At 37.8% G+C, this 26,593-nt stretch carries 23 protein-coding genes; 3 read left to right on the top strand and 20 right to left on the bottom strand.

All coding sequences use genetic code 11. The features are described from left to right. Positions 1-89: 89 nt before the first annotated feature. The 5 genes from ACOZIR_RS09865 to ACOZIR_RS09845 all read right to left on the bottom strand — a co-directional run bounded on the left by ACOZIR_RS09865 (position 90) and on the right by ACOZIR_RS09845 (position 6,199). Positions 90-1,157, bottom strand: coding sequence for a TolB family protein (locus tag ACOZIR_RS09865; protein ID WP_045292581.1), 1,068 nt, complete (start codon positions 1,155-1,157; stop codon positions 90-92). 25 nt (positions 1,158-1,182) lie between these two features. Beyond that, entirely contained in the window at positions 1,183-2,652 is a 1,470-nt protein-coding gene (locus ACOZIR_RS09860) for a sensor histidine kinase (protein WP_045292582.1), read from the bottom strand. Beyond that, complete coding sequence (locus ACOZIR_RS09855; RefSeq protein ID WP_045292703.1) at positions 2,649-3,341, bottom strand: response regulator transcription factor; 693 nt, start codon at positions 3,339-3,341, stop codon at positions 2,649-2,651. The genes ACOZIR_RS09860 and ACOZIR_RS09855 overlap by 4 nt, the downstream gene beginning before the upstream one ends. A gap of 198 nt (positions 3,342-3,539) precedes the next feature. After that, positions 3,540-4,991 (bottom strand): FAD-dependent monooxygenase, encoded by a 1,452-nt coding sequence (locus ACOZIR_RS09850; protein ID WP_421535560.1) that lies wholly within the window; start codon positions 4,989-4,991, stop codon positions 3,540-3,542. Between the two features lie 32 nt (positions 4,992-5,023). Next, complete coding sequence (locus ACOZIR_RS09845; RefSeq protein WP_045292586.1) at positions 5,024-6,199, bottom strand: ABC transporter permease; 1,176 nt, start codon at positions 6,197-6,199, stop codon at positions 5,024-5,026. Between the two features lie 197 nt (positions 6,200-6,396). Here ACOZIR_RS09845 and ACOZIR_RS09840 point away from each other — a divergent pair, with 197 nt between their 5' ends. Beyond that, the gene (locus ACOZIR_RS09840) at positions 6,397-7,005 is read left to right on the top strand and encodes a TetR/AcrR family transcriptional regulator (RefSeq protein ID WP_045292587.1); all 609 of its coding nucleotides are present in this window, start codon (positions 6,397-6,399) and stop codon (positions 7,003-7,005) included. 41 nt (positions 7,006-7,046) lie between these two features. Here the strand turns inward: ACOZIR_RS09840 and odhB are convergent, their stop codons facing one another. The 6 genes from odhB to ACOZIR_RS09810 form a co-directional block, all read right to left on the bottom strand. Then, a complete protein-coding gene (odhB, locus tag ACOZIR_RS09835; RefSeq protein ID WP_014459542.1) occupies positions 7,047-8,342 on the bottom strand; it encodes a 2-oxoglutarate dehydrogenase complex dihydrolipoyllysine-residue succinyltransferase in 1,296 nt (431 codons plus the stop codon). Between the two features lie 16 nt (positions 8,343-8,358). Continuing rightward, positions 8,359-11,220 carry a 2-oxoglutarate dehydrogenase E1 component gene (gene sucA / locus ACOZIR_RS09830; protein ID WP_025751267.1) on the bottom strand — a complete coding sequence of 954 codons (2,862 nt, stop codon included), beginning with the start codon at positions 11,218-11,220 and terminating at the stop codon, positions 8,359-8,361. 363 nt (positions 11,221-11,583) lie between these two features. Next, entirely contained in the window at positions 11,584-12,171 is a 588-nt protein-coding gene (locus tag ACOZIR_RS09825) for a PadR family transcriptional regulator (protein WP_045292590.1), read from the bottom strand. 66 nt (positions 12,172-12,237) lie between these two features. Continuing rightward, positions 12,238-13,782: an MDR family MFS transporter gene (locus ACOZIR_RS09820; RefSeq protein ID WP_045292592.1), complete on the bottom strand. Its 1,545-nt coding sequence runs from the start codon at positions 13,780-13,782 to the stop codon at positions 12,238-12,240. Positions 13,783-13,921: 139 nt separating this feature from the next. Beyond that, positions 13,922-14,368 (bottom strand): OsmC family protein, encoded by a 447-nt coding sequence (locus ACOZIR_RS09815; protein ID WP_045292594.1) that lies wholly within the window; start codon positions 14,366-14,368, stop codon positions 13,922-13,924. A gap of 121 nt (positions 14,369-14,489) precedes the next feature. Then, positions 14,490-15,386, bottom strand: a complete 897-nt coding sequence (locus ACOZIR_RS09810) for an NAD-dependent epimerase/dehydratase family protein (RefSeq protein WP_045292596.1) — start codon at positions 15,384-15,386, stop codon at positions 14,490-14,492. A gap of 165 nt (positions 15,387-15,551) precedes the next feature. Here ACOZIR_RS09810 and ACOZIR_RS09805 point away from each other — a divergent pair, with 165 nt between their 5' ends. Further along, complete coding sequence (locus tag ACOZIR_RS09805) at positions 15,552-16,772, top strand: DUF418 domain-containing protein (protein ID WP_045292598.1); 1,221 nt, start codon at positions 15,552-15,554, stop codon at positions 16,770-16,772. 41 nt (positions 16,773-16,813) lie between these two features. Here ACOZIR_RS09805 and ACOZIR_RS09800 read toward each other — a convergent pair whose 3' ends face one another. From ACOZIR_RS09800 to ACOZIR_RS09790, 3 genes are all read right to left on the bottom strand, one after another. Then, positions 16,814-17,272: a hypothetical protein gene (locus ACOZIR_RS09800; RefSeq protein WP_045292600.1), complete on the bottom strand. Its 459-nt coding sequence runs from the start codon at positions 17,270-17,272 to the stop codon at positions 16,814-16,816. 324 nt (positions 17,273-17,596) lie between these two features. Continuing rightward, positions 17,597-17,887 carry a hypothetical protein gene (locus ACOZIR_RS09795; RefSeq protein WP_045292601.1) on the bottom strand — a complete coding sequence of 97 codons (291 nt, stop codon included), beginning with the start codon at positions 17,885-17,887 and terminating at the stop codon, positions 17,597-17,599. A 94-nt stretch (positions 17,888-17,981) separates the two neighbouring features. Then, positions 17,982-18,470: a GyrI-like domain-containing protein gene (locus ACOZIR_RS09790; protein WP_028412859.1), complete on the bottom strand. Its 489-nt coding sequence runs from the start codon at positions 18,468-18,470 to the stop codon at positions 17,982-17,984. Positions 18,471-18,691: 221 nt separating this feature from the next. Here ACOZIR_RS09790 and ACOZIR_RS09785 point away from each other — a divergent pair, with 221 nt between their 5' ends. After that, positions 18,692-18,979: a hypothetical protein gene (locus ACOZIR_RS09785; protein ID WP_028412858.1), complete on the top strand. Its 288-nt coding sequence runs from the start codon at positions 18,692-18,694 to the stop codon at positions 18,977-18,979. 133 nt (positions 18,980-19,112) lie between these two features. Here ACOZIR_RS09785 and ACOZIR_RS09780 read toward each other — a convergent pair whose 3' ends face one another. The 6 genes from ACOZIR_RS09780 to ACOZIR_RS09755 form a co-directional block, all read right to left on the bottom strand. Further along, complete coding sequence (locus tag ACOZIR_RS09780) at positions 19,113-20,210, bottom strand: acyltransferase (protein WP_045292605.1); 1,098 nt, start codon at positions 20,208-20,210, stop codon at positions 19,113-19,115. Between the two features lie 216 nt (positions 20,211-20,426). Further along, positions 20,427-21,107: a hypothetical protein gene (locus ACOZIR_RS09775; protein WP_237758465.1), complete on the bottom strand. Its 681-nt coding sequence runs from the start codon at positions 21,105-21,107 to the stop codon at positions 20,427-20,429. A gap of 850 nt (positions 21,108-21,957) precedes the next feature. Then, positions 21,958-22,320, bottom strand: coding sequence for a P-II family nitrogen regulator (locus ACOZIR_RS09770; protein WP_013057611.1), 363 nt, complete (start codon positions 22,318-22,320; stop codon positions 21,958-21,960). A 14-nt stretch (positions 22,321-22,334) separates the two neighbouring features. Further along, the gene (locus ACOZIR_RS09765) at positions 22,335-23,561 is read right to left on the bottom strand and encodes an ammonium transporter (protein ID WP_045292609.1); all 1,227 of its coding nucleotides are present in this window, start codon (positions 23,559-23,561) and stop codon (positions 22,335-22,337) included. A 264-nt stretch (positions 23,562-23,825) separates the two neighbouring features. Further along, on the bottom strand, positions 23,826-25,364 hold the full coding sequence (locus tag ACOZIR_RS09760) for an AbgT family transporter (protein WP_193377157.1): 1,539 nt from the start codon (positions 25,362-25,364) through the stop codon (positions 23,826-23,828). A gap of 232 nt (positions 25,365-25,596) precedes the next feature. Beyond that, the gene (locus ACOZIR_RS09755) at positions 25,597-26,559 is read right to left on the bottom strand and encodes a class F sortase (protein ID WP_415382490.1); all 963 of its coding nucleotides are present in this window, start codon (positions 26,557-26,559) and stop codon (positions 25,597-25,599) included. Between the last annotated feature and the right edge of the window lie 34 nt (positions 26,560-26,593).

Below are 26,593 nucleotides of genomic sequence, written 5' to 3'. Positions count from 1 at the left end.
AAATGTTTCTGTCTTTTATTCAGTTGTTTCAAACTTGTAAACACTCTTAAAGAAGTTTAGTATACGTAAAAAAAGACTGCCTAAGCAGTCTATTTCAAAAAGATAATATATGTATGAACTTGATTTTGCGTAAAGCTGGATGCAACTAGTTTATTTCCTGATTGACTCCAGGCAAGCTGATCAGCGGCATAGTCTAAATTTACGTTTAAGTGTGTAACATCTCCTGTTAATCCATCTGCTATGAATATCCCTTTATCTCCCTCTTTTTCAGAAATAAAGTTATAGGCTAATTTCGAACCGTCGGGAGACCAGCTTACGCCAAAAATTTGAGTGGACAGAGCAAGCTGAAAGGCTTCTGATCCTTTTAAATCTGTGATAGACAGCGTTCTCGTTTGGGCATCTTTTTGCTGAACGAGCGCTAATTGTTTTCCATTTGGAGACGGGATAATAGAAATCACATTATCTCGGATTTTTTCAAGGGCCGTCTGTTCGTTATGAAGAAAAAAAAGCTGGTTGTTTACGCCAATATAATAAATGCCACCTATTCCTTTAACCGCATCTAAGATTCGATCGTCTCTGTGCAACAGAGGTTCTGCTTCTCCTTTTACATTTGCTTTAGAAAGCTTTCCTTCCATTGTAATAAACATTACTTCTGAATTATTAAGCCACTCTCCGCTTGATGGATAGAGAAGAACATTCTTTATTTTAACCGTTTTTTTTGTTTGAAGGTTCATTATATAACCAAATGTATCTTCGCCTTTTGCTACTTTATAAAAAAGATAATCACCATTCGGAGAAAGCTTCGCCGCATGTTGGATTTCATTGCTTGGATGCAACAGAAAAGTAGACTTGTTTTTTAGATTATAAGTAGCTAGATTCTGTGCATATACCTCTTTGGGACCGAAATCGTGTGAACGAAATTGTTTATTTTCTTTACTAACAATCATTGTGTTTTCATTTAAAAATTGAAACGCCCTTACTCCGTTAATATCCTGAACATCTTTCACTTCTATTTTTCTATCTTTATCTACTTGGTCCAATACAGTAATTTTCTTGTCGGGTTTTTCAACGGTTTCTCTATGGCTTTCTTTTTGTCCGCATGATGTTAAAATAAGAAAAGTGCTTGCTATACATATCATTAATCTATACCGTTTCAATAACGGTTCACTCCTTTTAGCTAACTCATTTCTCTGTTTTCAAAGGAAACGACACTTTGAAAATCGTCCATGTAGGGTCAGAATGATGCAGCTTGATAACGCCTTTTTGTTTTTCAGTTAAATCTTTGGCTAATGCTAAGCCAAGGCCTGTACCTCCGGATAAACGCGACCGATCTTTATTTACGGTGAAAAATGGTTGAAATAATTTCTCTTCCGCTTCAGGTGGAATTCCTATTCCAGTGTTAGCTACATCCACAATGATAGAATTCTCTAAAGTGTAAGACGTTACTTCCACTTTTCCGCCTGGTTCATTATATTTAATAGCATTATCGATTAAATTGATAAAAATGTGTATTAAGCTTTCGCGATCCGCCCAAACAACCGATTCGTTTATATTTGTATGAAGGATTAAATCAAATTTAGCCGCTTTCCCTTTCATGCGGTCGCATATGTCTTCGAGAAGTCCCTTCAATTTAACTGACTCCGGTCGCTGCTCAAAATCATATTTCTCAAGTGCTGAGAGTTTTAAGATTTTATCTACCATTTCATGAAGACGATCCGTTTCTTTACGAATATTTTGCACGCCGTCTTCCATAAGCTGAGGATCATCTCGATACATATCAAGTAAGTCAACATAGGCTTTGATTGATGTTAAAGGCGTTTTAAATTCGTGGCTGATGTTTCCGATAAACTGCTTTTGCTGCTGTTCAAGAGACTGCAGCTTTGAAATAGCGAGTTCAAGCTTTCTTTTTTCTTCCTTCATTTGATCGATATTTTTTTCAATCGACGTACTCATAAAAAACAAGCCTTGACTGAGCTCCCCGAGTTCATCGCCTCGTGTGAACGGCAGATCGGTTAAATAACGGCCTTTTCGAATCTGCTGTGAAGTTTTTTGAAGGCTAGCAATAAGCGAAGCAATACGGTAAAAATAAGCATAGCCAATCAAAAAGGCTGATGCTGCTGCAATCGTTCCCCAAGCACGAAATAGGTGTCTAATGTCAGCTATAAACTGCTGATTATTTTTTAATGAATGGTCAAAACGAACGGCTCCAATCAATTGATGGTCGATTGATACAGGTGCAAAGTAAATAAGAGAAGAACCTGAGTTTTGATAGGCTATTTTTCCTTCCAACGCATAGCTAAGCGTATCGGAGACATCTACAGATTTTTGGCCGATGGGAATAGAACTTCCGGCTTCCTGTCCTTTTTGATTATATAGAACTGTTTGCATTCCGCTTTGTGATGCAATAGAAGATGCAAGGCGCTGTCCTTTTTGCTGAAGAAAAGAATTTATGTTCAAAGAGGGGTCACCCGTTAAATAACTTTGACGAATTGTTTGTTCGGCTGCTTTGCTTTTTTGAATAAGTTCACTTTCTAGCTGATCGCGCTGATTTGTTTCAATTCCTTTTAACACAAGTACGCTCAGGACCGTTACTGTTAAAATAATTAAAAAAGCAAGAACAAATCCCATCTTAGCTTTCAGGCTAATTTTCATTCATTGATCCCTGCAGTCGCTTTATATCCAACGCCATATACCGTTTGTAGCAAATAAGGTTCTGCATCTCCTACTTTTTTTCGAAGGCGCTGCATGTGAATGTCTACCGTACGTGTACCGCCTGCATAATCCATTCCCCAGACAAGATCTAATAAATCTTCTCTCGTGTACACTCTTTCTAAGTTGGCAAGTAATAAAGCAATAAGATCAAATTCCTTTGGTGTAAGCTTGACTAAATCATCGGCAACGTGTAACGTGCGCTGAATTAAGTTTACCTTCACTTTTCCTACCGTGATTTCTCCAGCAGCCTCAGGCGCTTCATTCTTTTCCATTCGCCGAACAAGTGCTTTAGCTCTAGCTACAAGCTCTCTTACATCAAACGGCTTGGTCATGTAATCGTCTGCGCCTAACTCTAAGCCTAGAACTTTATCGACGATATCATTTTTAACCGTTAACAAAATAATTCCCATTCCTCTTCGATTCTCGAGTTTTCGGCATACTTCATATCCGGTTAATTTCGGCATCATCACATCTAATATCATTACGTCAGGTCGAAAGCTTTTTACTTTTTCAAGCGCTTCTTCACCGTCGGACGCGGTGTCTACACTGTATCCTTCGCGCTTGAAAGCATAAGATACCGCTGTAGCAATACTTTTTTCATCATCAACTACTAAAATCCTTTTATTCAATGTATCACGTACTTTCATTTGATATTTCTATTCGTCTATCTTATCAAACAGCTTTCCCAAAAACATCTCCAAGTTGTTTCGAAATTGTAAACAAAAATAAAAACACCACATAAGATGGCGTTTTTTTTAGATTTAATATTCATTTGTAAAAGGAAGGATTTTATGCGTATGCAAATATTGATGAAGCAGATCTATACGCTACTCGCTGCTAATAAAACCAATGTATCCGTCAGGTCTAATAACGTACAGAGCATCTTTTTGAAGTCCTGCTTTCTTCAAGTAAGGGTTCCAAGAAAACTCGTGCAAGGAGAAGTCTTTTTCTTGCATGCTTTTTTTTAACTTCTCTGCTGCTGTTCCATAGACATGTATTTGCCAGTTTAAAGACTGTAAAGATTCAAAATTCCCTTCTACATAGGGTAATCGATCACCACTTTGCACATTTGTCCCTTGCCCGCTGCTTAGGTCACTATTTCGATACTTAATGCGGATTTGAGATAAAATCGTAAATGCTTTGTGACGGGGGTAAGGGAAACGAAATAAAAAGGATAGTACAGGCGGAAAGATATGCTTCCTAAAAAATTGACTCGTTTTATCTCGTGCCACCATTCGCTTAAAAGCGCGATCAGTTGTATTTACAAGCAGCTCTGCAAAAGGCAGCCTTTCTTCTTCGTATGTATCTAATATGGAAAGTGCCGCTTTGTGTTGAAGGACAGCTGCTAATTTCCATGAAAGGTTGATTGCATCTCCAATTCCTGTGTTCATTCCTTGTCCGCCTGCAGGACTATGAATATGGGCTGCATCTCCACTTAGAAAAATGCGTCCCTGTCGGAAACGACTTGCTACTCTATGATGGATATGATATGTCGAGAACCAATTTATACCCTCAATCTGAACACCAAATATTCGTTGAATAAAAGCCTGAATGTTTTCAGCTTTTACATCGTTTTGATCTCTAAAAGCTGAAGGAATAATGCCGATCATTCGATACGTTCCTTTACTTCTAACAGGCATACAAATCAAAAATTCTTCATTGCTAAAGGAAATACTGATTTTTTGATCCTTCATCACTTCACCAGAGCCGTGAACATCCATCACATAAAAATGCTGTTTATATTTTTCTCCTTTAAACTCTATCTTCATTTGCTTGCGAACGGTACTGTGTGCTCCGTCACATCCACAAATATACTTAAAATAAGCGGTTTCCTCTTGCTGGGCTTTTAATAAAGTTTTTACCCCTTCTCCGTGTTCAGCTAGAGATAGTAACTCCGTCTTCCATTCTACTTCGATCCCAAAATTTTTTAATTTTTCAAGCAGAAACCGCTCGTGGTCGTCCTGTGGAAATGTAAGAACAAAAGGAAAAGGACTTAATCCTTCTCCTAAAGATCCTAGATGAACTTTTGCTTTTATTTTATTCTTCACTCGGACGTATACATCTTCCATCTTAATCCCGCTGTCTATGACTTCATCTGCAAAACCGAACTGCTGATAAAATTCAAGTGTTCGCGGTAAAATAGCCATTGCCCGGGAGGCTTGCCCCGGTCCGTCGCTTTTATCAATAATTCGAAAAGGAATGTTATGTCTGGCTAAATTGTAGGCCATAACGAGGCCAGTAGGGCCGGCACCAACGATTAGAATTTGTGGATTCATCATTATCTCTCCTTTTCATTCAGTTACAGTATCTTTTATATAGAGCGAGACTTCTCTTTTTTCACAGAAGATGCGGGTAAAGCAGAAGCAAACAGAGCACACAAACTTGTTAAAGAGATAAGAGCTAGAGCAGATACAGAAGGATTCCATGTCAGATGTTCTCCAAAGAAAAATAGTTCTCTTACGCCATCTACCATAAATCTCATTGGCAGCCATGGATAAATCCACTCTCGATAAAAATCAGGCATAATTTCTGGAGCCATTGAAAGCAAAGGTGCGCCAAAAAATAGAATAATAACGAAAATCGGAAGTCCCTTTAGTCCTAGCCATGAAAGTACGGCTGATATCAAAGTGAAAAAACTGAAGTAAGCAATAGTTAAAAATAATGCGGTATCTAAAAATGAAGGAACAGCAATTCCAACCATCTCAGCCAGCCACGCTAGCCCAAAACCTGCCGCTAAAGCAAGTACAGCTCCAATGAATACTAATGCTGCTTGGTTACCGAGTTTCTCTTTACGAGAAGAAAACGTGATTTTTTGAATAGCGAGAAATACAACTGCTGCCCCTGCTATGCTTGCCATCCACAACGGCTGAAATAATGACACTGGGGCGTTTCCGTTAACACTATGAGGTCCTGTTTCATTTACATTTATCACTGTCTTTTGAATCGGTGCAGCGAGTGCTAATGCTTGGTTTGCACTTAGTTTCGTTCCGTTTTGTTCAAACCTTTTCACTAGCTGCAAGCGCATATTTTCATTCATCTTATCAACGGCTCCGTTTAACACCTGACTGGCGATTGTTGAAGCGGCTGTATTCTTTCCTTGATTCACTAACAATTTAATAGCAGGTGCATCAGGCTGAGCCGTCTGAAGAGTCGCCTGCTTTTTGGTGAAATCTTTTGGAATGATAAGCGCACCGTAGTATTGTTGATTATTTAACCCTTTTTCAACTTCTTTAGTAGTTGATACAAAAATCCATTTAACCGAAGACTGTTCAGTGCTTGAATCCTTCATATTTTGTTTTATTTGATTCCCTATATTTACATTACCCTTTGCTGGAACTGTCATTCCTTCGTCGGCGTTTACGAATGCGATTGGCAAATTCTTAGGTGCTGAGCTTGCCGAAGGAATTAAGGTTAGAATAAAGATAAAAATAACAGCTACTACTATAATTGGTGAAAAATATATAAGCTTTTGATTCCCTAATTTCATATAGATCTCTCCTTTTTGTTTTAAGGATATACACGTTAACGAAAAGATAATGTACATGCTGTTGATTAGTGATCACTATGTAAATTATAATAAATTTACCTGCATTCTCAATATGCAATAATCGTGGGAATGTCGCTTACTTAACACAAAACACATAACTGTTCATTATTAAAGAAAAAAGTAGGTGTTTAAAAACTGTGGGGAATTCAAAAACAGATCGTAGAATTATTCGAACGAAGAAATTTATCCGAGATGCTTTGACAGAATTGATGGAAGAGAAAGGGTTTGAAGGCGTAACAGTCAGAGATCTAACAAAAAAAGCGGATATTAATCGTGGAACCTTTTATTTACACTACCAAGACAAATACGATTTGCTTGAAAAAAGCGAAAATGAAGTCATTCAAGAGATAAAAGAATTTATCAAAAAAGCAAATCCAAATGAGATTGTATCTGCTAATTTGAAAGAACAGCCTTTACCGTTTATTATTGCACTTTTTGAATATATCCAAGAGAATGCGCGTTTTATGCAGGTTATGCTTGGTCCAAAAGGAAATCCTGGATTTCATCTTAAAATTAAAGAGGTCATGAAAACCAATATGCTGGAAAAATTAAAGCTCATTGATAATAAAATGCCTCCGCTTGTTCCACTTGAACATTTAATGTCTTATATAACGTCAGCGCATCTTGGAGTCATTCAGCACTGGCTAGAACAAGATATGAAGCAGTCACCGCGAGAAATGGCTCTGACACTCGCTAGCATGACTTTTTTGGGTCCTGCTTATGTCGCAGGCATTAAGCGAACATAAAAGAACCTGCTATTCTCCGAGAGAATAGCAGGTTCTTTTTATTAACCTTCTAGTAATAAAGATTCTGGATCTTCTAATAGTTCTTTAACAGTAGCGAGGAAGCTTACAGCTTCTTTGCCATCAACGATACGGTGATCGTAAGAAAGTGCAATGTACATCATCGGACGATTTTCGATACGCTCTTCATCAATTGCTACCGGACGAAGCTGAACTTTGTGCATTCCCAAAATACCAACTTGAGGCCCGTTTAAAATTGGTGTAGACATTAATGAACCGAATACGCCGCCGTTTGTAATTGTGAACGTTCCACCTTGTAAATCTTTTAATGCTAATTTGTTGTCGCGCGCTTTTTTCGCTAAATCAACGATAGATCCTTCGATACCAGCGAATGTTTTACGGTCAGCATCACGTACAACTGGAACAACAAGACCGTCTGGAGCTGACACAGCAATACCAATATCGTAGAATTTTTTAATTAATAACTCGTTGCCTTGAATTTCAGCATTTAATAACGGGTATTTTTTAAGTGCTGCTACTACTGCTTTTGTGAAGAATGACATAAAGCCAAGTCTTACGTCGTGCTGTTCAAAGAATTTGTCTTTGCGTCTTTTGCGAAGAGCCATAACAGCCGTCATGTCTACTTCGTTAAACGTTGTCAACATAGCCGCTGTTTGCTGAACTTCAACAAGACGTTTGGCAATTGTTTGACGTCGACGTGACATACGTTCGCGTTCAACAGGTTTGTCGCTATTTTCACTTGCCGCTGGAGACGGAGATACCGGGTTAGCTGGCTTACTTGCTTGTGCCTGCTGTTTTTGCTCATTTGATTTTTGATCTGCATACGAATCAATATCATGTTTACGTACACGGCCAAGAGGATCAGTAGTTGGTACTTGATCTAGCTTGATTCCGCGTTCTCTTGCTGCTTTGCGAGCTGCAGGAGAAGCAATCAGCCATTGTTTTTGATTTCCTTGTTGAGGCGCTTCAGCTGCTGGCGCTACTTCTTCAACTGTTTTTTGCTGAGCTGGAGCAGCTTCTTGTTTTGGTGCTTCCTCTGCTGGTTTTTCTTCAGCTTTTGGTGCTGCTGGTGCTGAAGCTCCTTCTTTCGCTTCAAGACGTGCAATTGTTTCACCAACTTGCACTGTGTCGCCTTCGCCAGCAAGAAGTTCCGTTAGCACACCAGAGTCTTCAGCTGTAATTTCAACGTTAACTTTATCTGTTTCAAGTTCAACGATATAATCGCCTTTTTCAACGAAATCTCCTACTTGTTTTAGCCACTGTGCAACTGTTCCTTCAGAAATTGATTCTGCTAATTCCGGTACTTTAATCTCTCCCATGGTTCATTCCCCTTCCTTATCTTGTAACAACGTCGTTAGCAATTTCATTTTTAGTTAATGCATCTTGTAAAATACGTTCTTGTTCTTGTCTGTGAACTGTTGGATCTCCCTCAGCTGGACTTGAGCGTCTTGTACGGCCGATGTAGTCAACAGTAGCTCCTTCTGGTGCTACTTCACGCAGTCGATCTTCTACATAGTTCCATGCGCCCATGTTTTCCGGCTCTTCTTGTAACCAGACAATCTCTTTTAAATTTTTATAGCGAGCAAAGATTTCAGCAATTACGCGTCTTGGGAACGGATAAATTTGTTCTAGACGAAGGACGTGTAGCCAATCTTTATCATCTTCAGCTTTGTTTAAGCGTTCCGTTAATTCACTGCTGATTTTTCCGCTGCACAGAACGATTCGTTCAACTGCATCTTCTTTTTTGCCTAATCCAGGCTGTTCCACTACTAAGCGGAAAGAGCCTTTTGTAAACTCTTCAAGGTTTGACACACTAAAAGCATTACGAAGCAAACTTTTTGGCGTCATAACTACTAGCGGTCTTACTTCTTCACGCTGTAAAATGGCAGCTTGTCGTCGAAGTAAGTGGAAATATTGTGCAGCGCTTGTTACGTTTGCGATTGTCCAGTTGTTTTCTCCAGCTAGCTGTAAATAACGTTCTAGACGAGCGCTTGAGTGTTCTGGTCCTTGACCTTCATGGCCGTGTGGAAGCAATAAGACCATTCCAGATTTTTGTCCCCACTTAGCACGGCCTGCTGCAATAAACTGGTCAATAATAACTTGACCTGCATTGGCAAAATCACCAAACTGTGCTTCCCAAAGAACAAGCGTTTCAGGAGCAAATACATTATAGCCGTATTCAAATCCAAGCACTGAACCTTCAGATAATGGACTGTTACGAATATCAAAGGAAGCGCTTACGTTCTTCATTGCGTGTAGTGGTGAGTAAACATCCCCTGTCTTATGATCATGAAGAACAAGATGTCTATGTGCAAACGTACCACGTTCAGAATCTTGGCCTGTAATACGAATTGGCGTGCCGTCTCTTAAAATCGTAGCAAATGCAAATGCCTCACCCAATGACCAATCTACACTTTCATTCTCTTCAAACGCTTTGGCACGTTTAGATAAGATGCGATCAAGTTTTGGGAATACGTTAAATCCTTCAGGGTATTTTACTAGCTCTTGATTCACTTCAAACAGCTCTTCTTTTGTAACAGATGTATCAATATCTGAAATTCCTTTGAAGACTGCTTGTGGCATTTCCATAATTCTATGTTGCTTTTCAGCTTTTGGCGGTACTTTCTCATAAGCTGCTTTTAACTTCGCTTGTAACTCTTCATTAATTTGATCTGCTTGACCGCTTTGAATCACGTTTTGTTCTTCGAGCTGCTTTGCATACATAGCACGAACGGTTGGACGTTTTGTCACAATTTCATACATCTTCGGCTGTGTTACAGACGGTTCATCCATTTCATTGTGGCCAAATCGACGGTATCCAATTAAATCAATCAAGAAATCTTTGTTAAAACGTCTGCGATACTCATAAGCAAAATAAGCAGCAGCTAAACAAGCTTCCGGATCATCCGCGTTTACGTGAACAATTGGAATTTCAAACCCTTTTGCTAAGTCACTTGCATATTTCGTTGAACGAGAATCGACGCTTTCTGTTGTAAATCCAATCATGTTGTTAGCAATGATGTGGATTGTTCCACCTGTTTGATAACCAGTCAATTGATTTAAGTTCAGCGTTTCTTGGACAATACCTTCACCAGGGAACGCAGCATCTCCGTGAATTAAAATCGCGAACGATTTTTTTACATCTTGTTTTGGGTATCCATTCACATCACGCTCATCTTGAGCCGCTCTTGTAAACCCTTCCACAACCGGATTAACAAACTCCAAGTGACTAGGGTTACTAGCTAATGTCAAACGAGCTCGAACTGTGTTCTCTGCTTTAATTTGTTTGTCGGCACCCAGGTGATATTTTACGTCTCCCGTCCAACCGTAGTTGATACCGATTGAACCTTCTGAAGGAACTAATTCTTTGTTAGGTGCATGCTGGAATTCTGCAAAAATCATTTCATACGGCTTCCCTAATACGTGTGCCAATACATTTAAGCGTCCACGGTGAGCCATACCGATATTAACCGTTTTTGGGCTTGTTTCCACTGAGCGGGCAATCAGTTCATCTACGAGTGGAATTAACATATCTACGCCTTCAATAGAAAAGCGTTTTTGTCCGACAAATGTACGGTGTAAAAATTGTTCAAAGCCTTCTACTTCTGTTAAACGCTTTAATACAGAAGTTCTTTTCTCATTTGAAAGAGGTTGGAAAATAGCACCTGACTCGACCATATCAGTCAGCCACTTATTCTCTTCCATGTTATGTACGTGATGGAATTCAAACGCAATGGTTTTTGTGTAGACATCTGTTAAATAGTTAATTGCGTCTAAACCATTTTTGACGTGTGATGGCGCGTTCGTACATAAAATATCAACCGGAATTGATTTCAAATCTTCTTGCGTTAAATTGTAATCTTCCAAGTGAAGCAAGACAGGATCTTTCTTCTCGCTTTCAAGAGGCTTAATTGACGCGTATAGATGACCATAAGCACGGATATTTTCCGCTAGCTTAATAGCCGATGCAATTTTAGATGTGTTAGCTGAAGGTGCAGCCTGTGCGTATTCAGCTTGCTGAACCTGCTCACTTTCGTTTAATGGAGGAGCACCCCAATAATCAAATAATTCTTTTAACTCTGGATCTACTAGATCTGACTGCTCTTCATATAACTCATACTGTTCTAATACATAGCCATAGTTCGGACCCAAAAATCCTTGCCAAGGCTCCCCTCTATTCGACGTTTCGTTACCCATGATAAAACCCCCAACGAGTTATAATAATTGTCGTACTCAACAATCTTTCCATTTTGAATGTCGATTACCTTATCGTCTGACATCTTTACAACGAGTGATAAATCTCACTGCGTGTGTATCTGATATCTGCTTATATTTTACCACTCTTTTACTCGTCAATCAAAATGAAATCGCTATATTTCTTTAATTTTTTTTACTTTTTTAATAGTCTTACTACTTTTTGAAAGCGTTTTATAAGCAAAGCTGATTAAAGGTCGAATCAGGTGTTAATTAATTGTTATTGACCTAGCTTTTGGCAAAATTAAATTGCTTGAAATATATTTTGTGACTATTAAAAAAAAGAAGCAGCGTTTTGCTTCTTTTTTAAAACTCATCTACGATTTTTTCAACGTCTTCAAAATAACCATCATCTACTTCTGTAAGCTTGTTGCTTTTCGCCGCTTCGAGTAAATGAGTGAACCAAGTTAGTTCTACTTTCAAATGCATAATCGTGCGCATAATGATCGACAGATTTGCAATGGAATGATCCACCTTTTTAACTTGGTACAAATTTTGCATTTTTTCTAAATAAGCTGCCGTTTCCTCAATCTTTTTTTCTAAAGCAGAAGCCACTTTTTCTTGATCGACGTAAGAAGTAAATGAAAGAGCAGCATAAACAGGTCTATGCATATGCTCTTTTTTTAATAGCTGTTCAAAATAAAGACGCTCGAATTCTTCTTTTCCTGCATCCGTAATAGAATAAACGGTCTTTTCAGGTCTGTTCGTCTCTCGAATCACATCGACTACTTTCACCAACTGATCTTTTTCAAGCGTATCAAAGGCATAATATAAAGAGCCGCTTGCAAGTTTAATATAGTGCTTCATTTGTCTTTCATTAATGGTTTGCTGAATTTCATAAGGGTGCTTATTTCCTTCCATTAATAAACCCAATATGACTAATTTAACACTCATAACACCTTTCACCTCTTGACATGCATCTTATTTAGTGAAAAAAGCACGAACATCTTCGTGCTTTTTCTATTTTTGAGCTGCAGGTTCCTTAGCTTCTACCCGCTTTTTAGGGGGAACTTCCACTCGTTCATTTCCCATTAAAAAGACAGTAATGATAGCTACTGCAATTGGAATAAGAGCAAGCATAAATGCATACGTGATCGATGTAGACATAGCATCAACAATCTTATCCAATATTTGAGGCGGAATGCTGTTTCGGGCACTTGATTGAAAAACTGCACTCGGATCTCCTATTTGAGAAAATGCTCCTTGTGATCCATTTCCCATACCTTGAAAATTGCGCTGCATCTCATTTGTAAATGTATTGCTTTGAATCGTTCCAAAAATCGTAACTCCCAGCGTCATTCCTAAAGAACGCGCAAATGAGTTCGTTGAGTTGGCAGAACCTCTAAACTGTGGATCCAGCTTATGCGTTGACGAAGTTGGTAAAAGAGAAAAGCTAAATCCTACGCCAAATCCAGTCAAAATCATAAATACCGTGAGCATCCAACGAGGTGTATCAGGTTCCATTGTTCCTAACAAGAACATTCCTACTGCAAATGAAAAAACGGACATAATCATTAGGTTTCGGAAGCTCGTTTTTGTAAGGAAAATCCCGCCGATAGCACTTCCTGCTACCGAGCCTAACATCATCGGAGTTAAAATTAAACCCGCATTTGCAGCAGAACCTCCGTAGACAGCTTGAACGAAAATAGGAATAAATACTGTTAAAATAATAAACGTTGCTCCGTATAAGAAAGCGAGAATTTGAGATGTTGCAAATAACCGGCGTTTGAACATCCAAAACGAAATAATCGGCTCTTGCGCGCGTTTTTCTACAAAAAAGAAAAATGACAGTGCCACTGCAAAGATAACAAAAAGAGATAAAATTTGCGGAGAAGACCATTCGTACTCTTTTCCTCCAAGTTCAAGAGCAAACATTAAACTGACTACTGAAATGACAAGAGTGGCTGCACCAGTCCAGTCAATTTTTTGCTTTTTATGACTTGTTGACTCTTTATAAAAGCGCACAATAAAAAATAACGATAAAAGTCCGATTGGGACGTTCACATAAAACACCCAGTGCCAGCTGATGTATTCCGTAATGTAAGCACCGAGAAGTGGACCAAATACGCTTGCTGAGCCAAAAACGGCACCTAATAATCCCGTCATTTTCCCGCGCTTTTCGGGAGGGAAAATATCAAATACAATAGTAAAAGCAATCGGAAGAAGCGCTCCTCCTCCAATTCCTTGAATCGCCCGGTAAATACTTAGCTGCACGATGCTTTGTGCTAGACCACACAATGCAGATCCAAGTAAAAATACCGTCAATCCAAAAATAAAAAACCGTTTACGGCCGTACATATCAGATAGTTTACCAAATATCGGCATACCTGCCATCACGGCAACCATATAAGCGGACGTAACCCAAACAAACTTATCTAATCCGCCTAGATCAGAAATGATTTTCCCCATAGCCGTCGCTACGATGGTATTATCCATGGCTGACATAAAAATACCGAGCAGCAATCCTGCTACGATAAAACGAATATGTTTTTCTGATGAAACCATTTCAGTTCCTCCTTTCGCGTCATCTTTTTGATGAACAGAAATGATAGCTACTTAAATTATTATATTCAAATTTGAGTATTTTACAATCTTAAATGTGCTATTTTTTAGAAATAAACATAACAAAAGCGTAATGGATCCATTACGCTTTTACTGTGAGCTGAGGTTCTAATTCGATCTCTACATTTCCTTGAATGGCTCTTGAAATCATACAGGACGTTTCTGCTTTTTTTATAAGTCGATTGATTTTCTCTTCTTGGGCCGCAAATTCAGGTGTGACGATCACGTGAGGTTTATGAATGATTTTTTCGTACGTAAACACACCATTCGTTACGTCCACGATAGCTTTCGATTCCATTGTTAAAGCCTCCTGATGGATTCCACTTCTTTCTAGCATCGCTGCAAGCGTGATAATGTAGCAGGTGGCTGCTGCTCCTAGCAGCATTTCATCTGGATTTGTCCCGGCTCCTGGCCCGTCCATTTCTGGTGGAATAGAAATGTTTGTTTTTAATTGCCCTGCTTCAATTGTTCCCACTTCATTTCGGCCTCCTGGCCAATTTGCTTGCAAATGAAAGTGATGTTTTGCCATAGTGTATCCTTCTTTCTTCTATATAATGATGTATACTTAGCGTACCTTTTTTGCCCATAAAATAAAAATGTTCTGCTTGTAACAGCAAAAAGACTGCTAAACGTGCAGTCTTTGTTGTTCTCTAACTTAAAGGTACTTTCTTTTCACTTTCAACAACAGTTTTGATTAATGAAGGCAGCCAGTCCTGCAGGTTCGTAAATGAATATCCCCAAAAGCTAGCTTTTTCATTGCTCATCGTCCAAGAATGATCTACTCCGTACGGAGAACTATTTTCATCCGTTAAACGAGAGGTTGTTCTTGCTGTTTTATCCGCTGCTTGTTCAATATATGAAAATAAATTTTTGAGTGAAATGGTACCATTTGAACAAGCGTTAATCGGCCCTTTTAGCTTCTGTTCTGCACACCAAACTAAAAATTCACCTGCTTCTTCCTGTGAAATGAAGTTCATTTCTGCTTCAATAGCCGGTACACCAATTTCTTCTCCATGCATAATTTTTTCTATGTGAAAACGCAAGCGGTCCGTATAATCATCTTTTCCCATAACAATTGGAAAACGGACAGCTGTTACCGAAAACGGTGCTTTTTGAAAGAATACGGCCTCGGCTTGGCGTTTTCCTTCTTGATAGGAAATATTTTCACGGCGTGTATATGAAATAGGATACTTGTATGGATCAAAATCTTCTTCATAACACGTTTTTTCTAAAGAACCGTATACTGAAAGAGTCGAGGTAAGTACATAGTGACTCGTACTATGACGAAAAGCTTCAACAGCAACAGCTGCGCCGTGTGAAGAATAGCATATTTGATCGAAGATAACATCCCATTTTCTTCCTCTTGTTGTTTCGATTACAGAATCTTTTTCTACACGATCAAGAAAAATTCGCTCAACTCGATTGCCGAAATCATCCGGTGTTTTACCTCGCGTTGCTAACGTAACCTGTACTCCTTTAGAAAGCAATGTCTGAACTAAATTTTTTCCGAAAAAACGAGTTCCACCTAACACAAGTGCTGTTTTCATCTTTTTCTCCACCTTTCATATTTGATATGGGTGACCATACCATTATTATCCAACTTTTTCATCCATAAAGCTATGAATCTTTCCGCTTATTTTTTTGTACTCCCACCTATTTTTTCGCCACTGCCGTGTTAAGATGTACATATCTAACTAAAAGGAGCGACAGCGATGAATCCTTCTCCACTTCCCCTTAACGAACGTCTTGTTGTTCTTGATATTATTCGGGGCATTGCTTTGCTGGGCATTTTTTTAGTGAATATACCGGCTTTTACTTCTCCGATATTTATTTTTCAGCTGTACAATGTTTCTTATAAGTATGAAGGAATAGATGCTTATATTGATTTATTCTTGCAGCTGTTTGTCCAAGGGAAGTTTTTTACCATTTTTTCTTTTTTGTTTGGACTTGGATGCGGCATTTTTTTGCATAGAGCTGAAGAAAAGCAGTACTTTGCCGCTGCTTTATGGTCAAGAAGAATGGCTGCTTTGCTATTAATCGGTTTTTTTCATCTTGTCTTTTTCTGGTATGGAGACATTTTGCATGTGTATGCTATTGGCGGTTTTTTATTATTCTTTTTTTACAATCGAAAAGCTAAGACGATTTTGCTGTGGGCAATAGGCTTGCTATGCTTTTTTTATCTTTTGGCTTGTATGCAGTTTTTTATTCCAGCACACGCCTTGCAGGAGGCACAGTGGGAGTATAAAGCTTTACATGAACATGTCTTAACCCAATATTTATCCACCTACAGGCAAGCAGACTATTTATCTTGGCTGTTTTATCGTTTGAATGTTGAAGTGGTGCCTATGCTATTAAATCTACCGTTTTCTATCTTTCCCGTATTTTCTATGTTGTTATTTGGCTTATATACTGCTAAAAAAGGATTAGTACATAATATCGAACAAAACCGTTCTTTTTTTAAGAAAATTCAGTTAATAACAGGCGCAGCAGGTTTCACTTTAACTATTATTCTGGCCATGCTAAAAATAGAGATTTTAAGATACGAACTCTACCAGCAGGCGGCCATTCACCTTTTTACAAGCTTAAGCGGCATTTTTCTATGTTTTTTTTATCTTACCACCTTACTGTTATTCCTGCAATTTTCTCCTTACGCTTCAATGCTGGGTCTTTTTAAGTATAGTGGAACAATGGCATTAACAACTTACCTTAGCCAAACTTTAATTTGCCTGTGTATCGTTCGAGTATTTGGTTTATACGGAAGTCTTACCTTAACGGAAAGTACGATTATATGTCTCGTCATCTATACACTCCAGCTTTTTTTCAATAAGTGGTGGCTTTATTATTTCTACTACGGTCCGTGTGAATGGTTATGGCGAAGCTTTACGTACCGATCCTTCCCACCACTCAGACGGAACAGGAAAGCTTCAGTTTAACAGCAAATCGGCCTTCAAGTTTGAAAGCCGATTTGTCTCCTTTACTGCAAAGGCGGTATGGTTATTCGTTTAATTCCATTTTTCTCAAACTCTCGTATATAATCCATTTCTCGATGGAAAATTTGCATAAAAACTTCATTTTTTATTTCTTTAATGGGGCCTATTTGCTCTATCACATCTCGTTTAGCCATACGATAGGCTAGCGCTTCCCAAAATACTTCGTTATCGTATTCTCCAATAATATCCTGAAGAGAATCTTCATGTTCTTCTGTGAACATAACCTCACTGTTTAGCGTTTGAAAAGGTCCCTTTTCCACAAACGGCTCTGCGTGTGAAAACAGTTGTTTTTCTACATTCGTGTATTCTTGTGCATGCTCATCTTCCACTCCAGAACATGCTGTGACCATCCAGTTACCTAAATAAATTAAATCCAGCAGTTGAAAAAAGTGCGTTTCAGATAGTTGAAGTTCAATATCGTTTTTTACAGGAGCTTTTGACATAAGCGCGGATCTCTCCTTTAATTTTGAGGGTAGTTGCTACTAAATAAAATAGCTAAAAGGGTTAGTATGCAGGCTAGCAGGAAAACTGAAGAAATGGCTTCACCTCTTTTCTGTAGTGTAAAAATAGAGGTACTGACATCAAAAGAAGTGAATACGAAGGGTGTAAACCTATCATAATCGAAATAAAGACAAGATACAAGACTTTTTTACTAAATTTTCTGACTGTTTTCGTCATAAATACCTATTTTTGTTTTGTTTATACTAGAAAGGTCTTAAAATTGTGTGCTGAGGTGCTCAAAATAAAAAAGCGCTGAACCAGGCGCTTTAACGGTGTAAAAAGATAGATAAACCAATAAAAAAAGCAGCTAAAATAAAATCAAAAATCCACTGCCACTTCTCACGTTTTAACAATGCGTGCTCTATCCCTGATAACAGCGAACTTATACTAACCAAAACAAAAATAAAGCTCAATTGGTTAAACGAAAATTTAGTGACAAAATTTGATACAAGTATGACTGCTACGGTGATGAACAGTGCCATTTGACTTATAAGTACCCATTTAATTCTCTGTTTATATCCGTCTTTTAAAGCTTGTAATAAATCGTTGCTGATCACTCTCGCTAAACCCCTTTTGTATTCCTATCGTCAAAAGTAAGAACGCAGCAAAAAAACGCTTATCTGCATCTTAACTACTTAGCAAAACTAGCTATTAAATCGAAACATAAATATCAACTTGACTGTACTCAGGATCAATACAGCGTTCATCATATAATTCAAAATCTATTTTATAGGCACGATGATTTTTTTTAGCCCACTCGCGAATATAAGCCCAAGCCTCTACGACTACCTGTCTAGCTGGCCCAACAGCTGTTGTAAACACCATGTATTCACCTTCTGGGATGATGAACTCTCTCATATCCTCTTTCAGTTCGCCGCCGGGTAAAACTTCGTAGCCGAGAGCAAATGTAAAATCCATTTTTTGATTATATTCAAATTCTGTATAAAGAGCAAATGTATTACCATTTACTTTATTGGCGATTTTATTAGCTAACTGTTGTTTATAAAAAGTCTGCCAGTGCTCAGGAATAAGACCTGTGCCCGTTTCTTCCACAGGTTCATCTGTTCGAATAGGCACTCCTACAACAGTGAATTCATTTACCTTGACTACTTTTTGACTTACGACTAAGTCAGTCAACATATTGAGCCCCCTTAATTCTTCTTTTTCTGTAGTTACAATGAGGGAAATACTTCTTAATATGCATTTTATTTGTATTCAAAGAAAACGTCAACCTTTTATGCAAATCCCTTAACGAAGGGGCGGAAGATCATTCTTCTAAACTATAAAAAAACGATTCTATTTTCTTTGTACACATCATACGTATAAGATACCCCTAATTTACAATAGAGTGAGGTAAAAAAATGAAGATCATTGAACTTGCCGAATTCATTAAAACAAGTAAAAAAACAACTAAACTTGCTCTCTCCTCTTCTACAGTACAGTATACATTAGAAACAGATGATTTGAAAATTGAATTAAAAACAGGCGGCACGAATAAGCGAATCGTGTTTTTTCGCATCTTCTTAAAAGGAACATACAAGGATTGGATTTGTTATCACCGGAACGAACATCATATTTACGAATTGTATCAAAATATTCCTTTATCTCCTAAAATGCAAAAGCAGCTTTTGTATGCTATTGCATCATAAAAGAGCTGGCGAGTTAGCCAGCTCTTTTTCAATACATTAGACGAAGCTCAAGCCAATTAGGTTTTAAATGACTCATTTTTTATCAAAAAAACACCGGAAGCTTTGGGGTCAGTCCCTTGCTCCGGTGCTTTTCTTATTTATGCTGTAGCTTTGTAAACGAATGTTTGTGCGGCTTTGCATGTAATTTTCCCTTCGTCCATTGAATTCCTCTATATAAATAGTACGAGCACCAAAAAACTGCTGGGACGATAAGTACATATGCGACGATACTATTTGTAAAGAAAGAAGAATCTATGGAACGAAGCAATCGATAGGTCTCATTTAATATACATATATGCACTACATAAATGCCAACTGAATTTTTCCCAACCTTTGAGAAAAACGAGTTTTTGCCAAGACTTGGACTGCTTAATACGAATAAAAACAATGATGCTGATAAAAAGATCGTAGAAATAAAATAGTCTCCGGGCTTGCTGTGCTGGATATTGACCAACCAGTAGCGCTCGACGATCTCTAACGCTGAAAACACAAAAAAGCTGGCTAAATAAATCATTGGCCTTGCGTTTAATACTGACAGAATTTGCTTACCATAAAGGGCAAACATAGCTCCTAATACTGTATAGAATAAACCAAAGAACAAGGCATCTCTCGTTTGAAAAGAAAGTGGGAAAAATAAAGAATAAGACTGTCCAAATAACCCAGTTACATATAACACGGTGCTGATAAGCATTAATAAGCCGATCTTTTTCCATCGTTGAAATAAGAAAACGATGACAACAGCCCAAATTAATGCAATCAAGTACCAAAGCTGAAATCCACTTGTGTCACTTCCATAATAAAAGATATCTTTGAATGTGATGGATGATGTTAAATAATCAGCTACTGCATCTTTGCGCTCTGCTAACGTTCCGTGGTTCTGAAATAAGCGCAGAACTACACCAAACAATAAATAAAAGAGGAACCAACATGCATAAAGCTTTGAAATATTCCACGTGTATTTTTTTAAGTATGCAGAAGGCTTTGGATGTTTTTGAATTTTATTCATAAACAAATACCCTGATACAATAAAGAAAAAAGGAACCGCGAATCGTGCAAATGTGTCAACAATGACATCTAGCACATTTTCCTGGTTCCCTAAAAAGAAATCGTCATGTGATGGATTAACATGAATACAAACCACAAACACTGTAGCAAAAAACTTAATAAAATCAATTGAATAATTACGTTCCATCTTGTTGTCAGCTCCTTAAAATAAACTCGAGCTCTATTTTAGCATAATTATCCAAACAGAAAAGATATTTTGGTAAAATTAACCTTATAGTCATGGAAAAAATTTCTTAACTTCCAATATTCTAGTCTTGTTTACTTGTATGATGTCTTTCAATATTCCAAATAAATGATTCTAAAGAACTATAAAACAAAAAACAGATTATGCGTAACCTGTTTTTTAAATTAACATTTTCCATGCAAACTTATTATCTTGTTTAATATCGACTTCTTTTTCATGCAACGCCTGCACATGCTGTTTAATTTGTTTGAGAAACAGCATTACTTCCCCGCTTGATACGGCAGCTGAGTTGAGAGATAACGAATGTTTTTTAGCAATTTTTAATTCCTCAGTTTCCACCGAAATACTCACGTGGCGAAATAAGTGCCAAGGATAGTAAACTGTTTTAAAAGATTTTGAGAAATAAATTCCTTTAGAACAAACGGTAATCCCTTCGGTTTTTTGAAGAGGATATGTATTTAAATGAGCTACAATTTTTTCTTTTGCAGGTAAATAGAGCCTGTTTCGCATCTCTTTTTCAACTTCTTCACATAGTTGTCCTTCTACCGACAACACATCTTTTGGGTCAGGTGTTTGATGAATTTGAAAAGATGAACAAATAGAAGTTAATTCTTTTGAGGATACACACGGATATATATAGTCTTGACACATATATTCATGAGAATGAATGCGAATAAATTTCTTGATTTTTTTTAATAGAGATACTAGCTTTCTAGCTGAGTAATCGTTTTGATTGACTTGAAATTTCTCCACGTCATTAAAACAGATCATTTCTTCTTTTCGAATGGTAATGGATTGAATGTTAGCAAACTCTTCCCATAACATTTGTCCTTTTTTCATCCCTCTGCTTTTCCAGTAAATCCCCTTATTTGTAAAGCAAATTCCCCTTTTATCTAGGCCTGCTATAAAAGAGCTGTGTAAATACGCAATTATTTTTTCTTGGGGCTGAAACTGAAAGTATTTGCTAGCCATTTTTTTGTAGAAACTAGGTATTTGCATTACATAAAATTGACTTTCTCTATAGATTAAGCATAAGTCAGTCAAATAATTAGTTTTCAGCGTCGCCACGCTCTCACTTCCTTTTTGAGTGTAAATAACCGTACCCATTTTTTTCTATTACTTTATAAACGTTTTTTGATGAAAAAAGTTTCAACTTTTTTTGTTTTTTATGAAAAAGCTTTAAATTGAAGCATCCCTTTCATCTAGGAGGTTATCTAATTACTCACTTATTCAATAATCTTATTTTAAACGTTCCCTACTTAATTAAGAAACTAAACCAGATAATAGCAATGCTTACCTGCTTTATCCAAATCATCCGTTGTGAACAAAAATAAACCGCAGCGTTAAAACGCAATGCGGTTTGTTTTTTTAAGCTAAATAAGCTTCTTTTATTTAATTCCATAATAATCTCGAATATCTTTGTGAAAAATGTTATTTCTGGAAACGATGAAAAAGCTTACTGTTTATGTACACCTTTTTTCTCACAATTTTTCATAATAGATTCAATCTCATATACAAAGAGAAGCTGAAAAAATAAAAATATAGTTATTTTCTACAATATACTCTTTGGCTGTATATATAACCAAAAAGCATGTCACCATAAGGAAACATGCTTTGTAACTATTCAACCTAAAAAAGGTGCATATTATGCACCTTTTTATGACCCTTTGTTTTTCGCTTCTCCCCGAGTTTAACTATTGTTTCGTAATGCCTGTGATCCCTCTTCCCCTGTTCGGATCTTAATCGCATTTTTTAATTCATAGATAAATATTTTCCCATCCCCAGGCTGGCCTGTATTTAGTACTTTTCTTGCTTTATCAACAACGTCGGATACGGGAACTTCGCATACAACAATTTCTACTTTAATTCGGGCATGCATATTATCTTGTTTTTTGACGCCTCTGTAAAGTTCCGTAATACCTTTTTGCAATCCGCATCCTAATGCATCCGTAACCGTAATACCGCTGACGCCAATTTTCGCTAGTTCTTGCTTAAGCTCTTCAAACTTTGAAGGGCGTGTAATAATTTCAATTTTTGTTAAAACATCACTCACTGTGCCCACCCCTTTTACATATTCGATTCGTGATACGCTCTTTCGCCATGCAGCGTAATATCAAGCCCAAGCGTTTCTTCTTCTTGTGTCGCACGCAGAGATACGATTAATCCAACCACTTTAACAATAATGAAGGTAGCGATGCCCACAAATAGATACGTTGCTACGATAGCCACCAGCTGTTTCCATAGTAGACTTGGATCTCCGTAGAATAAACCATTCGCACCGGCGTCATTTACAGAAGTTGTGGCAAATAAACCTGTTGCAATACCTCCCCATGTTCCCCCAATACCGTGGAGACCAAATGCATCTAACGCATCGTCGTAACCGATTTTCTTTTTAAGTGAGAAGATACCCCAGAAACAAACTGCTCCGCCGATAAAACCAATTACAATAGAAGCAAACGGTGTAACGAATCCACAAGCTGGTGTAATAGCTACAAGTCCAGCAATCGCTCCCGAAACGGCTCCAAGCAGCGTAGGCTTTTTATTAATAATCCACTCTACTACAAGCCAGCCGATAATTCCTGTTGCTGCCGCTGTATTCGTGTTAATGAAAGCCGTCATTGCAACGCTGTTAATAGTTAAGGAACTTCCAACGTTAAATCCAAACCACCCGAACCAAATTAGCATTCCTCCTAAAAGAGTTAGCGGTAAATTGTGAGGTGCTGCAGCATCGGCATTTTTTCGTTTTCCAACAACAAGAGCTAGAATTAATCCTGCTACACCTGATGAAATGTGAACGACGTTTCCGCCAGCAAAGTCAATAGCTCCTAGTTCACGAAGCCATCCGCCAACTCCCCAAACCCAGTGTGCAACGGGTGCATATACAAATAATGACCATAGGATAGCAAATAAGATAAATGCTGAAAACTTCATGCGCTCTGCAAAAGCACCAGAGATAATAGCTACTGTTAACACAGCAAATGTCAGCTGAAACATCATAAACATGTTATGCGGGATCGTTGCGCTGTAGTCCCCGTTTGGAGTGAACCCAACTCCTTTTAATCCCACCCAGTCCAAGTTTCCAATAAAAGCATTGCCACCGGTCGAAAATGCTAACGAATAGCCTGCTATTATCCAAAGAACGGATATAACAGCTAAGGAACCTACGCTATACATCGCGGTACTTAACATGTTTTTACTTCGAACCATGCCTCCGTAAAACAATGAAATAGCTGGTGTCATAATCCAAACCAATAATGCTGAAAAAAACATAAATACTGAATCGCCCATTTGCATGATGATTTCCCCCTTAAGTACGAATAAATAACCCCTAAATTTAATGTTAGATTATATAACATCTTTTGTTATGTTTACTATCATATTTGATTTATATGTATTTAGCAACTACTTTTTGCAAATTTATTCAGAAAATTTTTGTTTTTATCCTCTTTTCTTTTTGTTATTTATTCTCCTATGTACACATAAGCTAAAATATCATTTATAAGTGTTAGAATTTCTAACATAAAAAATCCTCTTCTTGGAGTAGAAGAGGATTTTTCTTTACAAATACATATATACACCTGGTCCTAGAGGAATACCGAATACAGCAAAAACAATCAACATTATAATCCAAATTCCTAGGAAGGCTAAAGTATAAGGAAGCATAAGTGAAATGATGGTTCCAAGCCCTGCTTTTGGCTCGTATTCTTTCATAAAGGCTAAAATGACAATCATGTATGGATTTAAAGGAGTGATTACATTGGTAGACGAATCTGCTATTCGGTAAGCTGCTTGAATAAATCCAGGGTTGTACCCTAACAGCATGAACAATGGAATAAAAATAGGTGCTTCTAGTGCCCATTGAGCAGAGCCGCTGAAAATAAGAAGGCTTAGAACAACAGTTAAAAATACAAAACCAACCACAACTGGAAGTCCAGTTAGATTTAGTGCTTTTAATGCATCCGCTCCTTCTACTGCAATCCACGTTCCAATATTAGTCCAATTAAAGTAAGCGATAAATTGAGCAGCTGCAAAAATAAGGACAATATAGCTAGCCATATCTTTCATCGACTCAGTCATATAAGCAGGTACATCTCTAGAGCTTTTGATTTTCCCTACTGTTATTCCGTAAACAGAGCCAACTACCACAAAAAACAGCAGCGTGATCGGAATGATACCATCTAAAAAAGGAGATGGAACAATTCCACCGTCTTCATTTCGTAGAGGAGAGTTGGGCCAAAATAAGAAAACAGCTAGTACAGCGACATAAATACATGTAGCAACGATACTGTTTTTTAACCCTTTTGCTTCCGCCTCACTAATTTCACCAAAATCATTGCGTTTTTTTCCTTTATAATTGCCCAGCCTAGGTTCTACAATCTTTTCGGTGACGATCGCTCCTATAATGGTCAAAACAAATACAGAAGCCGCCATGAAGTACCAGTTCGCTGCAGGACTGACAGCAGCGCTTGGGTCAATTGTTTTAGCAGCTTCAGTAGAAATGCCTGATAACAATCCATCGGTTCCAGATATAATAAGATTCGCTGTAAAGCCTGATCCCACCCCAGCAAATCCTGCTGCTAATCCAGCAAGCGGGTGCCTTCCTACTGTATAAAATATCATTGCGGCAAGCGGAGGCACGATGACAAAAGCAGCATCTGCCGCTAAGTTGGCCATAATTCCTGTAAAAATGATGGCGTATGTAATAAGAGCTTTTGGAGCGTTTAAAATCGTTTTCTTTATGGCTACTTCAAGTAGACCTACTTTTTCTGCAAGTCCGACTCCAAGCATCATAGCAAGTACAAGTCCTAGGGGCTTAAATTCAGTGAAATTGGTCAGCATCGATGTTAAGATATACTGAATGCCTTCATGCGACAACAAACTTTTAATTGGAAGAGTCTTATTAGTACCGGGATGGACCACCGTTACTCCCATACTATTAATAGCAACGGATGCTACTACGATAATAAACGCTAAGCATACAAACAAAATAAAGGGATCAGGTAGTTTGTTTCCGAATGCTTCTACTCTTCCTAATAGTTTATCTAGAAAGGTTGTTGGATGTGATTTTTGCTCTGTTTGCAAATTAGGTTGTGTCATGCTTTCTCTCCTTTTTCTTTTAGCTTCTTTTTGGTTTTTTTTCTTTTAATTTCCAAAAAGACTATTAGTACATAATAATCTGAATATTTATATTATTCAAGTATTATTTTTAAGGAATTTTTATTTATCTATTAAAACTAATAGCATTTAGATAAATAGAAAGCCAGAAGATATCTTTTTAATCGACAATCAAAAAATAACAAAAAGCTCTCCGTTTAAAGAGAGCTTTTTGTTATTTTGCTATACTAGATGGAGCAGACTCTTTTCCCGACTCATTAACAGCTGTTACATAATAACGAGACTGAGATGCGTCGGAGTCGGCAAAGCTTTTTCGCTCAAATTCCGAAACGCTGCCAATATGGGCAAATGTTCCGCCTGGGTTCTTTTTATAAATTCGGTAACCGATAATATTGCCTTCTCGTACCGCGTACCACGTAAGCAAATTACCGCTCATCTTTACATGGGTAGGAGGTTTTGGTGCAGTTGCTTCACGTTCCAATTCTTTTGCTTGGTCAGCTTTTAGTTCTGTATAGACAACTAACCTCTCTTGATGGGTTCCTTCTGCACGGTCAAACGTGCCTGTACACGTAATTAGATTTAAATTACGTTTGTTGCTGTACCCAAAAATTTCGTTTAAAGGTGCTTTATCTCGCGGATAGCTTTTTGTACGTTTAACAACAAAAGTAAGCGTGGTCCCCTGTGCATCTCTTACGGTAATTTCATCGTCTGTTTTTAAATTTTTTAGATTGTAAAAGACGGCAGGACCGGTTTTACTGTCTACGTGTCCTGCTAATACAGCATTTCCTTTTACGCCAGGCTTAGCTCCTGGTTCAAACCAGGCAACTCCATTTTCTGTAGATGGCGCTGCCATTTCACCGCTGTCTAATAACCCTACTTGTTCAATTGAAGTCTCTACATGAATAGCTGGAATAGAAACTTTTGCAGGAATGATTCCTTTGAATTCTTTATTCAACTGTTTGGCTTCTGTTTTATGCTTTTTTAATACAGCAAATTCTTCTTCAAGCGTTACGCGGCTTTTTAGATCCTTTGATTGTGCTTCTTTTTCTTTTTGCTTAGCTGCATCCTGTTGCTTCATTTCTTTTGCTTCTACCATTTGTTCTTTAAAATATAGTCCGCCGCTAACAAGCAGGACTAAACTTAATATACAGTAGGCGAGAAAAATCGCTTTTTTCACATCGTCACCTCATTTCACAGCTGTTTATAAAAAA

The organism is Priestia sp. D3YE.R1 (genome assembly GCF_049199565.1).
Taxonomy (GTDB): Bacteria; Bacillota; Bacilli; order Bacillales; family Bacillaceae_H; genus Priestia; species Priestia aryabhattai.
This window is presented reverse-complemented; position numbering and strand designations above follow the sequence as displayed.

Coding starts and splice junctions, on each gene's coding strand:
- ACOZIR_RS09845 (WP_045292586.1), bottom strand. CDS start 6,199: ATGAAATTAGGGAATCAAAAGCTTATATATTTTTCACCAATTATAGTA.
- ACOZIR_RS09785 (WP_028412858.1), top strand. CDS start 18,692: ATGAAGATCATTGAACTTGCCGAATTCATTAAAACAAGTAAAAAAACA.
- ACOZIR_RS09815 (WP_045292594.1), bottom strand. CDS start 14,368: ATGGCAAAACATCACTTTCATTTGCAAGCAAATTGGCCAGGAGGCCGA.
- odhB (WP_014459542.1), bottom strand. CDS start 8,342: ATGGGAGAGATTAAAGTACCGGAATTAGCAGAATCAATTTCTGAAGGA.
- ACOZIR_RS09850 (WP_421535560.1), bottom strand. CDS start 4,991: ATGATGAATCCACAAATTCTAATCGTTGGTGCCGGCCCTACTGGCCTC.
- ACOZIR_RS09765 (WP_045292609.1), bottom strand. CDS start 23,561: ATGCAAATGGGCGATTCAGTATTTATGTTTTTTTCAGCATTATTGGTT.
- ACOZIR_RS09790 (WP_028412859.1), bottom strand. CDS start 18,470: ATGTTGACTGACTTAGTCGTAAGTCAAAAAGTAGTCAAGGTAAATGAA.
- ACOZIR_RS09810 (WP_045292596.1), bottom strand. CDS start 15,386: ATGAAAACAGCACTTGTGTTAGGTGGAACTCGTTTTTTCGGAAAAAAT.
- ACOZIR_RS09860 (WP_045292582.1), bottom strand. CDS start 2,652: ATGAAAATTAGCCTGAAAGCTAAGATGGGATTTGTTCTTGCTTTTTTA.
- ACOZIR_RS09825 (WP_045292590.1), bottom strand. CDS start 12,171: ATGAGTGTTAAATTAGTCATATTGGGTTTATTAATGGAAGGAAATAAG.
- ACOZIR_RS09820 (WP_045292592.1), bottom strand. CDS start 13,782: ATGGTTTCATCAGAAAAACATATTCGTTTTATCGTAGCAGGATTGCTG.
- ACOZIR_RS09800 (WP_045292600.1), bottom strand. CDS start 17,272: ATGTCAAAAGCTCCTGTAAAAAACGATATTGAACTTCAACTATCTGAA.
- sucA (WP_025751267.1), bottom strand. CDS start 11,220: ATGGGTAACGAAACGTCGAATAGAGGGGAGCCTTGGCAAGGATTTTTG.
- ACOZIR_RS09760 (WP_193377157.1), bottom strand. CDS start 25,364: ATGACACAACCTAATTTGCAAACAGAGCAAAAATCACATCCAACAACC.
- ACOZIR_RS09775 (WP_237758465.1), bottom strand. CDS start 21,107: ATGAAAAAAGGACAAATGTTATGGGAAGAGTTTGCTAACATTCAATCC.
- ACOZIR_RS09780 (WP_045292605.1), bottom strand. CDS start 20,210: ATGGAACGTAATTATTCAATTGATTTTATTAAGTTTTTTGCTACAGTG.
- ACOZIR_RS09805 (WP_045292598.1), top strand. CDS start 15,552: ATGAATCCTTCTCCACTTCCCCTTAACGAACGTCTTGTTGTTCTTGAT.